The organism is Hydrogenophaga sp., assembly GCF_051007235.1.
In the GTDB taxonomy this organism is placed as follows: domain Bacteria; phylum Pseudomonadota; class Gammaproteobacteria; order Burkholderiales; family Burkholderiaceae_C; genus Hydrogenophaga.
The window spans coordinates 1-1,127 of the sequence record NZ_JBPCSJ010000341.1; the positions used below are offsets into that span (position 1 = coordinate 1).

Consider the following 1,127-nt stretch of genomic DNA (forward strand, 5'->3'; position numbering starts at 1 on the left):
ACCCTGGTGCTGTCGGGCGACGTGCCGCTGACGCGCGCCGACACGCTGCAGGCCCTGATCGACCTGTGCGGCGGCCAGCACCTGGCCCTGCTCACGCTGGACATGGCCAACCCCACCGGCTACGGCCGCATCGTGCGCAACACGGACGGCGCGGTGCAGGCCATCGTGGAGCAGAAGGACGCGAACGAAGCGCAAAAGGCCATCACCGAGATCTACAGCGGCATCATGGCCGTGCCCACGCGGCTGTTGCGCGGCTGGCTGGCGCGACTGGACAACCGCAACGCGCAGAACGAGTACTACCTGACCGACGTGGTGAAGTTCGCCGTGGCCGATGGCCAGACCGTCAAGGCCCACCGCATCGCCGACGCGGTGCAGGTGGCGGGTGTCAACAGCCCGGTGCAGCTGGCCGAGCTGGAACGCGCCCACCAGCACCGCCTGGCCGACGCCTTCATGGAACAGGGCGTGCGCCTGGCCGACCCGGCCCGTTTCGATGTGCGCGGCGAACTGGTCTGCGGTCAGGACGTGGAAATCGACGTCAACTGTGTCTTCGAAGGCCGGGTGCAGCTGGGCAATGGCGTGCGCATCGGCGCGAACTGCGTGATCGCCAACGCGCAGATCGCCGACGGCGCGGTGATCCATCCCTTCACCCACATCGACGGTGAAAAGCTGGGCGTGAGCGTGGGCGCGGGCTCCTTGATTGGCCCGTTCGCCCGTCTGCGCCCCGGTGCGCAGCTGGGGGCCGAGGTGCACATCGGCAACTTCGTGGAAGTGAAAAACTCAACGCTGGCCGCGGGCGCCAAGGCCAACCACCTGGCCTACCTGGGCGACGCCACCGTGGGCGAGCGGGTGAACTACGGTGCGGGCAGCATCACGGCCAACTACGACGGGGCCAACAAGCACCGCACGGTGATCGAGGCCGACGTCCACATCGGCAGCAACTGCGTGCTGGTAGCCCCGGTGACGATTGGGGCAGGCGGCACCGTGGGCGGCGGCTCCACCATCACCAAGAGCACCGAACCCGGTTCGCTGAGCGTGGCGCGCGGCAAGCAGATCAGCATCGCGAATTGGGCTCGCCCCACCAAAAAGCCCAAAGCCTGAAGCATCTCGCCCCTGGTTTTGCTTTACCC

General features: G+C 67.7%; 1 protein-coding gene. It reads left to right on the forward strand.

Translation table 11 applies throughout. From position 1 onward, the window contains the following. On the forward strand, positions 1–1,098 hold a 1,098-nt coding region (gene glmU / locus ACR2JA_RS12180), incomplete at its 5' end, for a bifunctional UDP-N-acetylglucosamine diphosphorylase/glucosamine-1-phosphate N-acetyltransferase GlmU (RefSeq protein WP_434009346.1). Between the last annotated feature and the right edge of the window lie 29 nt (positions 1,099–1,127).